We start from the raw sequence: 8,201 nt of genomic DNA on the forward strand, positions 1-8,201 counted from the left end.
GCAGCGGGGCGGGGCAGGACGCGGAACGGCGTCCTGCCCCGCCCCGTTTCCATGCCACGGATCGCGGCCGACGTCGTATTCGCGTTCGGCGGGTGAACTTGGCCCGGCCGGACTACTTTGGTCCGCGTGTCTGGGACGTACACCGTGGTCAGGACGCTCGGCCGGTCGGATGCCGCGCACGAGATCCTCGAGGAGCTGCCGGAATGGTTCGGCATCGACAGGTTCACGCACGAGTACGTCGACGCCGCGGCGAGGTTCCCCAACTACGTGGCGGTCGCGGAACCCGAGTCCCGTGAGCCCGGGACGTCCCCCGCGGACGCCGCCACACCGCCGTCGTCCCGGGCCGACGGCGGAGCCATCCCGGCCGACGACGTGCTGGGCGTGCTGCTCCTGGACCAGCGCTACCCGACGTCGGCCGAGGTGCACCTGCTCGCGGTGCGCCGCAAGCACCACCGGGCCGGCATCGGGCGCACCCTCATGGCGCGGGTCGAGGACGACCTCCGCGCCCAGGGCGTGCGGCTGCTGAGCGTGAAGACGCTGGGGCCGTCGGCGTACGACCCGGGGTTCGACCAGACCCGGGCCTTCTACAGCGCCTGCGGCTTCCACCCGGTCGAGGAGTTCCCCGACCTGTGGGCCGACGAACCCTGCCTGCTGATGGTCAAGGCCCTCTGAGCCCCGGCCGGGCTCAGAGGGCCGGCGAGGCTCAGGCCTTGGCGGGTGCCCCGAACAGGGCCTCCGCGGCGCCCGGCACCACGGCGGCGACGACGCCGCCCAGGCTGCGCTCGAGGTAGCCGACCAGCTCGTCGTCGGCCAGGTCGGAGTTGATGCCGCCGTCGACCAGGGCCTGCTCCGCGAGGGCCACCCAGGAGCGGACCGCGATGCGCAGGAGCTCGGTCTCCTCCACGCCCAGCTCCAGGAGCACGGCCATCGCGCGCTCGGTCTGCTGGCGCCGCGCGTCCTCGATCACGGCCCGCACCTCCTCGTCGCCGCTGGCCGCGCCGCGCACGAGCGAGTAGAAGGTGGGCCCGTGCTCCCGGACGTACGCGACGAGCTGGCTCAGCGTGTTGGCCAGGCGCTCGGCGGGCGGGAGCTCGGGCTGGGGTTCCGAGGCGTGGAGCATCGAGTCGCGCGCGCGGCGCACGATCTCGTGGTGCAGGCCGTTCTTGGAGCCGAAGTAGTAGTACACGAGCCCCGTCGAGACACCGGCCTCGGCGGCGATCTCCTCGACGGTCACCTCGGCCAACGGGCGGTCCGCAAGAGTCGCGACACCCAGTGCGACGAGCTGGTTGCGGCGTTCCTCCGGACGGAGTCGCGTGCGTCGGGCTGTTGCCATGCGTCGAGCATATCCGGCATGCTTTGCGCCGCCGTCAGCCGGTCAATTGACGCTGAGTCAGTAGACGCGCTACCGTCGCGGCGGGACGACGATGCCGTCGCCCTCACATTGGCACAAGGGGAAAACCAATGAAGCTCAGCAAGCTCACGGGGACGCGTAAGGGCCGCGTGGCTCTCGCCGTCATCCCGGTCACCGTTGCCGCCAGCATCCTGCTGGGCGGGGTCGCGCAGGGCGCCGTGCCCGTCTCGTTCGCCATCTCCGGCAGCCAGTTCAAGATCGGCGCCGACAAGCTCGAGGGTGTGGGCTTCTCGCAGTACGCCGGCGTCGCGACTGCCTCGGACGGCACGCAGCACCCGGCCGCCATCGCGAACATCAAGGACGCGAAGCTCTTCAACCTCTGCCAGTCGGTCGTGCAGGACACGCCGCTCGGCAAGGTCGGCCTGCTGATCTCCGCGGGCACCGGCGACGAGCCCGCGAAGGCCACCGACCTGCAGATCGGCATGAACGACCTGTCGGGTACCGCGATCTTCAAGAACATCCGCATCGGTGTGGACGCCTCGACGGTCAACACGACCAAGAAGGGCGACGCCGGCGACTTCGCCATGGACTCCGACTCGATCGACATCGACGGTCTCCAGCAGGTCTCGTGGAGCACGCAGGCCGCCGTCTTCCAGCTGACGGACCTCAGCCTCAAGATCACGGACGGCACCGAGTGCTTCTGAGTCCGGGTGACGGCCCGGCGGACGCCGGCCGCCCCGGACTTCGCGCGAGGTTCGCTCGATGGCGCGAGGACTTCGGTCCCTGGCGCTCGCAGCGGCCGTTCGTCGGGGGTGTGCTGGTAGTTCTCGCGGGCTTGGAGATGCTCCTGTCCGGCCCCATCAAGCTGGACCAGCTCGGCATGAACATCGTGCTGCAGTTCGGGGTCGAGGGCGCGCAGGCGACGATCCTGCCGCTCGCGCTCGTGCTGCTCGGGATCCTGGTGATCGCCCAGCCGGTGCACCGGATCTTCTACGGCGTGATCTCGCTGGCGATCTCCGTCTACTCGATCGCGGGCGTGAACCTCGGCGGCTGGGTCGTCGGGTTCCTGCTCGGCGTCGTCGGCGGCATCATCGTCGTGTCCTGGGCGCCCGAGGAGGAGTCCGGCACCGCGGAGGAGTCCGGCAAGGCGGAGGAGCCCGACGCCGCTGCGGCCCCCGAGGCCGCGGCCCCGCCGGCCGCGGCTGCGGCGATGGACGACGCGGCGCGGGCGGACGACGCGGCCCCGGACGCGAAGGCCGAGACGCCTGAGCCGGCCGCCGACACCCCGGAGCCGGACGACGCCCCGTCGTCCGCCCCCGGGACCGCGGCCGACACCGAGGCGATCCCCAAGGCGGAGTCGCTCAGCGGCGCGCTGCGCGCCCTCTCGCAGAAGTCCGCGGCCGTGGTCGTGGCGGGCGCGATGGCGGTCGGCGGCATGAGCCTGCCGGCCTCGGCGTCGGGCGCGGAGGCCAAGCAGGACGACTCGTTCTGGTGCGTGGTCTTCGGGGCGTGCGACGAGGGGGACGCCGAGCCGTCCGCCTCGCCCACGCCGTCGCCCAGCGCCTCCGAGACGGCTGGCGAGGACGAGGACCCTGTCGGGGACGCGGTCGACGACGTCACCGGCGGCGGGTCCGACCCGGCCGACGGCTCGGGCTCGAGCTCGGACGGCAAGGACGACGACGGCGGCAAGGCCGCGGGGGACGAGGGCGACGAGCCCGAGTGCCAGGAGCCCACGCAGGACGGCGAGGTCCCCGCGGACGCCGCCGACGAGGCGCCGAGCGACCCGTGCGGCGAGATCGACCCGCAGGCGACGATCGAGGAGGCCCTGCACACCGAGCTGGGCACCTGCGTGAAGGTGACCTTCGGCGGCAAGTACGACCTCAACGTCGACCTGCCGGGCCAGTGCGGCGCCAAGGAGGACGGCTCCGTCTTCTCGCTCCCCGCCGACCTGGAGAGCCGCGACCTGACCATCCCGCTCACCGGCATCAACGGGATCGGCCTGGCGAACGTGCCGGTCAAGAACGACGGAACGCGGCGCGACGCCATCAAGATCTCGGCCGACAAGGTGGTCGTCGACGGCTTCTGGCTGAAGTCGTACGCCTACGACAAGGGCACGGTCGCCGGTACGGACACCCGGGCGAACTTCGTGTCGCTCGAGGGCGACGCGCACATGTACGTGTCGTCGATCCACGCCAACCTGCCCGACGGCCAGGACCTCCTGGAGGTCGCGACCAAGGTGCTCGAGGGCGCCTCGCTCATCGAGATCCTGCTGACGGCCACGGACGCGCGGATGGGCTTCATCGGCGCGACGTCCGACCGGCAGGTGTGGGACCACTTCCGCGAGCAGGTCTGGGGCGACCCGGCCCGCCCGATCGGCAAGGGCCCCACGGCGGGCACCCCCTGACCGTTCGCTGGTCGAGCGTTCTCGCTGGTCGAGCTTGTCGAGACCCAGGTCTCGACAAGCTCGACCAGCGGTTGGTCAGGACACCGCGCCCAGGGCGTAGCGCATCGGCTCCAGCTTGGCCTCGGACTCGGCCAGCTCGGCCTGCGGGTCCGACGCCGCGACGATGCCGCAGCCCGCGAACAGCCGGATGTGCCGCGGGTCGGTCGCGGAGATCTCCGCCGACCGCAGGGCGATGCCCCACTCGCCGTCGCCGTCCGCCCCGACCCAGCCCACCGGGCCCGCGTACCGGGCGCGGTCCAGCCCCTCGATCTCGCGGATCAGGCTGCGTGCGGCGGTCGTCGGCGTGCCGCACACGGCGGCGCTCGGGTGCAGCGCCGCGGCCAGCGACAGGGACGACGGAGCCCGCCCGCCCCGCTGGTCGGTCAGCACGCCGGTCACGTCGGTGGCGAGGTGCATGACGTTCGGCAGGTGCAGCACGAACGGCGCCTCGGGCACGTTCATCGACGAGCAGTAGGGCTCCAGGGCGGCGGCCACGGAGCGCACCGCGAACTCGTGCTCCTCGAGGTCCTTGGAGGACCGGGCGAGCTGGGCCGCGCGCAGCAGGTCGGCGTCGTCGGCGTCCGCCACGCCGTGCTCGCGGCGGATCGTGCCGGCCAGCACGCGGGAGGCCACGAGGCCCTTCTCGCTGCGCACCAGCAGCTCCGGGGTGGCGCCCACCATGCCGTCCACGCTGAAGGCCCAGCAGGCGTCGTACGCGGACGCCAGGCGGCCCAGCAGGTGCCGGGTGTCCAGCGGGTGCTCGGCGGTCGCCACGACGTCGCGGGCGAGCACCACCTTCTCCAGCTCGCCGGTCTGGATCCGGGCGATGCCCTCGGCCACCACGGCGGGCCAGTCCGCCGCGGCGACGGCGCCGTCGGCCAGCGTCACGCGGCCGGGCTCGGTGACCGGCTGCTGCGGGTAGGCGGACAGCAGGTCCTCGCCGACGGGCGCGGACCGGTCGCCCACCAGGGAGATCGTGGTCATCCAGGTGCGTTCGCCCCGCCGTCCGACGACGACGCGCGGCACGATCAACACGCCGCTCGCCCGCGCGGGGTCCTCGGCCTCGTCCCCGGGGGAGACGTCGTCGAACGCGAAGCTGCCGAACGCGACCAGCCCGCTGCCGGGCAGGTTCACGTCGTCGTGCACCACGGCGTTGTCGAGCACCTGGCGCCACGCCTCGTCGGCGTCGGCGAACCGGCCGGGGCCGAAGGTCTCGAACCGCAGCGCCTCGCCCCAGCCCACGAGCCCGTCGCCGTGCCGTACCCAGGCCAGCGCGTTGGTGTCGGGGAGCCGGTCGACGAGCGCCGTCGGCGTGCCGGGCAGGTCGTGCGTCGCCACGGTCCGCACCACGAGCTGCGGGCCGTGCGGAGCGCCGGGCGGCGCCTCGTCGGACGTGGTCGGCGCCTCGGCCGGCCAGGAGTCGTACACGCTGATGCCGGAGGGGGAGCCGGTGGGTGTGCCGGGAGTGCCGCCGGAAGGTGAAGCGATCATCGCTTTCAGGATAAGCGCGCGGGCCCCGAGTGCTTGCCGCTGGTAAGGGAGGTCACAGGTGGTCGGTAGTTCGTCAGATGGTCGGCACCCCGGAATGCCGATCACCTGACGAATTGCCGACCACCCGGATCGCCTGCGGCCCCCAGCACGCTCCCACGGCGTGAAACGATGGCCGCATGTCCCGTGCAAGCCTGGAGAAGAAGCCGGCCGAGGTCGCGTCGATGTTCGACGGGATCGCCGCCCGCTACGACCTGACCAACGACCTCATCTCGATGGGGCAGGACCGGCGCTGGCGCCGCCTCACGGTCGAGGCGGTCGCCGCGATGCCGGGCGAGCGCGTGCTCGACCTCGCCGCGGGCACCGGGACCAGCAGCGAGCCCTTCGCGGCCGACGGCGCCTTCGTGGTCCCGTCCGACTTCTCGATCGGCATGCTGCAGGTGGGCAAGCAGCGCCGCCCGGACCTGCCGTTCGTCGCGGGCGACGCCACCAGGCTGCCGTTCGCGGACGAGTCGTTCGACGCCGTGACGATCAGCTTCGGCCTGCGCAACGTGGTGGACACGCTCTCGGCGCTGCGCGAGATGCGGCGCGTGGTGCGGCCCGGCGGGCGCATCGTGATCTGCGAGTTCTCCACCCCGACGTGGGGCCCGTTCCGCACTGTCTACCAGGAGTACCTGATGCGCGCGCTCCCCGTGGTGGCCGGCGCCGTGACGCGGGACAAGGGCTCCTACGACTACCTCGCCGAGTCCATCCGGGGCTGGCACACGCAGGTCGACCTGGCCAAGCTCATGCTCGAGGCCGGCTGGGAGCACGCCGCCTACCGCAACGTCACGGGCGGCATCGTGGCCCTGCACCGGGCGGTCCGCGGGGCCTGAGCTAGTCCGCAGCGTCTTCGCGAGGTCGTGACTTTGCATCGAGATCGGTCCAACGCCGGACCGATCTCGATGCAAAGTCACGACCTCGCCCCTTTGCGCGCCAAGGGGGCACCCCGCGCAGGGCTGCTGTGACCTCCCCAAGTAAGGGGAACCTTCCTACACAATCCCCCCTAAGTGTGGCTAGGGTGTCGGTGTTGTGACAGGGTTCACAAGGGCTTGTCATGAAGCCCTTGCCGAACCCCGCACAGCAGGTCAGCAACGACCAGGCAGCGGGTTCCCAACGGGGGTGAACGTGCGAAGAGTGATACGCGACGACGCGGATGTCATCGTGGTGGGCGCCGGTCCGGCCGGCTCGTCCACCGCGCACTGGTGCGCGGCCGCGGGGCTCGACGTGCTGCTGCTGGAGAAGGGCGAGTTCCCCCGCGACAAGATCTGCGGCGACGGCCTCACGCCGCGTGCCGTGGCGGAGCTGGTCCGCATGGGCGTGCCGACCCGCCAGGAGGACGGCTGGATCCGCAACCGCGGCCTGCGCGTCCACGGCGGCGGCCGCTCCTACGAGCTGGACTGGCCAGCCCTGACCACCTACCCGGGCTACGGCATGGCCCGGACCCGGATGGGCCTGGACCACACCCTGGCGCAGCACGCCCAGGCGAGCGGCGCCAAGCTCCTGCAGCGCACCAAGGTCACGGGCCCGCTGCGCGACGACGACGGCCGCGTGGTCGGCGTCACCGCCCAGCCGCTGGACGCCCGCGGCCGCGCCGAGGGCCCGGTCAAGGAGCTGCGCGCGCCCGTCGTGGTGGCCGCCGACGGCGTCAGCTCGCGGTTCGCGCTGGCCGTGGGCCGCGAGCGCCGCGACGACCGCCCCATGGGCACCGCGGTGCGTGCCTACTACCGCACCCCGCGCCACGACGACCCGTTCATGGAGTCGCACCTGGAGCTGTGGGACGGCGAGCCGGGCAGGAGCAACCTGCTGCCGGGCTACGGCTGGATCTTCCCGCTCGGTGACGGCACCGTGAACGTGGGCCTCGGCAGCGTGTCCTCGACCCCGGCGCGGCAGTCGGCGGCCGGCATCGACTACCGGCGGCTGATGGAGACGTGGCTGGAGAAGAGCGCGCCGGAGGGCTGGGACCTGGTCCACGAGCCCGAGCGCGGCCCGATCCGCGGCGCGGCCCTGCCCATGGGCTACAACCGCGGCCCGCTGTACGCGGACGGCGTGCTGCTGGCCGGCGACTCCGCGGGCATGGTGAGCCCGTTCAACGGCGAGGGCATCGCGTACGGCCTGCAGGCGGGCCGGGTCGCCGCCGAGGCGATCAGCCAGGCCCGGCACCGCACCAGCGACGCGGCGCGCGAGGCCACGCTCGCCACCTACGCGGACCGCATGCGGGCCGACCTGGGCGGCTACTACACCCTGGGCCGCTGGTTCGTGCGGCTCATCGAGCACCCGGAGATCATGCGCGTCTGCGTCCGGTACGGGCTGCCGCGCAAGGTCGTCATGCAGTTCACGCTCAAGCTCCTGTCCGACTGCTACGAGCCGCACGGCGGCGACTGGGTCGACCGTGTCATCGCGGGCCTGACCAGGGTGGTCCCGAGCGCATGAGCATCACGTCCATGAAGGGCACGTCGTCCACGAAGGGCACAGCATGAATCCCTACGTACCCATCCTGATCCTCATGGCGATCGGGGCGGTCCTGGCGCTCGGCGGGGTCGCCGCGAGCGCGATCATCGGCCCCAAGCGGTACAACCGCGCCAAGCTCGACTCGTACGAGTGCGGCATCGAGCCGACGCCGCACGCGGTGGGCGGCGGGCGCCTGCCGATCAAGTACTACCTGGTGGCGATGACATTCATCGTCTTCGACATCGAGGTCGTCTTTCTCTACCCGTGGGCCGTGGACTTCACGACGCTCGCGACGTTCGGGCTGGTGGCGATGCTGGCGTTCCTGGCGCTGATCACCGTCCCGTTCGTCTACGAGTGGCGCCGCGGCGGCTTCGACTGGGTCTGACAGCGACTTCACGCGCGGCGCCTCCCGGCGCCGGGCAGCGACGC

Annotated in this window: 8 protein-coding genes; 6 read left to right on the forward strand and 2 right to left on the reverse strand. The window is 72.2% G+C overall.

Annotation, left to right across the window (positions count from 1 at the left end; all coding sequences use genetic code 11):
• Nucleotides 1-126 precede the first annotated feature (126 nt).
• Nucleotides 127-672, forward strand: coding sequence for a GNAT family N-acetyltransferase (locus tag H291_RS30425; RefSeq protein ID WP_198012513.1), 546 nt, complete (start codon nucleotides 127-129; stop codon nucleotides 670-672).
• A gap of 31 nt (nucleotides 673-703) precedes the next feature.
• Here H291_RS30425 and H291_RS0116055 read toward each other — a convergent pair whose 3' ends face one another.
• Complete coding sequence (locus tag H291_RS0116055) at nucleotides 704-1,333, reverse strand: TetR/AcrR family transcriptional regulator (protein ID WP_026365821.1); 630 nt, start codon at nucleotides 1,331-1,333, stop codon at nucleotides 704-706.
• Between the two features lie 128 nt (nucleotides 1,334-1,461).
• On the opposite strand from H291_RS0116055, the gene H291_RS0116060 reads away from it, so the two are divergent.
• Both H291_RS0116060 and H291_RS32670 read left to right on the forward strand, forming a co-directional pair.
• Nucleotides 1,462-2,055, forward strand: coding sequence for a DUF6230 family protein (locus H291_RS0116060; RefSeq protein ID WP_020016031.1), 594 nt, complete (start codon nucleotides 1,462-1,464; stop codon nucleotides 2,053-2,055).
• Nucleotides 2,046-3,755: a DUF6114 domain-containing protein gene (locus tag H291_RS32670; protein ID WP_269637115.1), complete on the forward strand. Its 1,710-nt coding sequence runs from the start codon at nucleotides 2,046-2,048 to the stop codon at nucleotides 3,753-3,755. Before H291_RS0116060 ends, H291_RS32670 begins: the two co-directional genes overlap by 10 nt.
• A 75-nt stretch (nucleotides 3,756-3,830) precedes the next feature.
• On the opposite strand, the gene H291_RS0116070 is transcribed toward H291_RS32670, so the two are convergent.
• Nucleotides 3,831-5,285 (reverse strand): isochorismate synthase, encoded by a 1,455-nt coding sequence (locus H291_RS0116070; protein WP_020016033.1) that lies wholly within the window; start codon nucleotides 5,283-5,285, stop codon nucleotides 3,831-3,833.
• Nucleotides 5,286-5,461: 176 nt separating this feature from the next.
• On the opposite strand from H291_RS0116070, the gene H291_RS0116075 reads away from it, so the two are divergent.
• The 3 genes from H291_RS0116075 to H291_RS0116085 all read left to right on the forward strand — a co-directional run bounded on the left by H291_RS0116075 (nucleotide 5,462) and on the right by H291_RS0116085 (nucleotide 8,157).
• Nucleotides 5,462-6,157, forward strand: coding sequence for a demethylmenaquinone methyltransferase (locus tag H291_RS0116075; protein WP_020016034.1), 696 nt, complete (start codon nucleotides 5,462-5,464; stop codon nucleotides 6,155-6,157).
• A gap of 301 nt (nucleotides 6,158-6,458) precedes the next feature.
• Nucleotides 6,459-7,754 carry a geranylgeranyl reductase family protein gene (locus H291_RS0116080; protein WP_020016035.1) on the forward strand — a complete coding sequence of 432 codons (1,296 nt, stop codon included), beginning with the start codon at nucleotides 6,459-6,461 and terminating at the stop codon, nucleotides 7,752-7,754.
• A gap of 43 nt (nucleotides 7,755-7,797) precedes the next feature.
• On the forward strand, nucleotides 7,798-8,157 hold the full coding sequence (locus tag H291_RS0116085; protein ID WP_020016036.1) for an NADH-quinone oxidoreductase subunit A: 360 nt from the start codon (nucleotides 7,798-7,800) through the stop codon (nucleotides 8,155-8,157).
• Nucleotides 8,158-8,201 lie beyond the last annotated feature (44 nt).

Source organism: Promicromonospora sukumoe 327MFSha3.1 (assembly GCF_000385135.1).
In the GTDB taxonomy this organism is placed as follows: domain Bacteria; phylum Actinomycetota; class Actinomycetes; order Actinomycetales; family Cellulomonadaceae; genus Promicromonospora; species Promicromonospora sukumoe_B.

What these genes read in the sequence shown, in the direction of transcription:
- H291_RS0116055 (WP_026365821.1), bottom strand. Translation starts at nt 1,333, where the DNA reads ATGGCAACAGCCCGACGCACGCGACTCCGTCCGGAGGAACGCCGCAAC.
- H291_RS0116060 (WP_020016031.1), top strand. Translation starts at nt 1,462, where the DNA reads ATGAAGCTCAGCAAGCTCACGGGGACGCGTAAGGGCCGCGTGGCTCTC.
- H291_RS0116070 (WP_020016033.1), bottom strand. Translation starts at nt 5,285, where the DNA reads ATGATCGCTTCACCTTCCGGCGGCACTCCCGGCACACCCACCGGCTCC.
- H291_RS0116075 (WP_020016034.1), top strand. Translation starts at nt 5,462, where the DNA reads ATGTCCCGTGCAAGCCTGGAGAAGAAGCCGGCCGAGGTCGCGTCGATG.
- H291_RS0116085 (WP_020016036.1), top strand. Translation starts at nt 7,798, where the DNA reads ATGAATCCCTACGTACCCATCCTGATCCTCATGGCGATCGGGGCGGTC.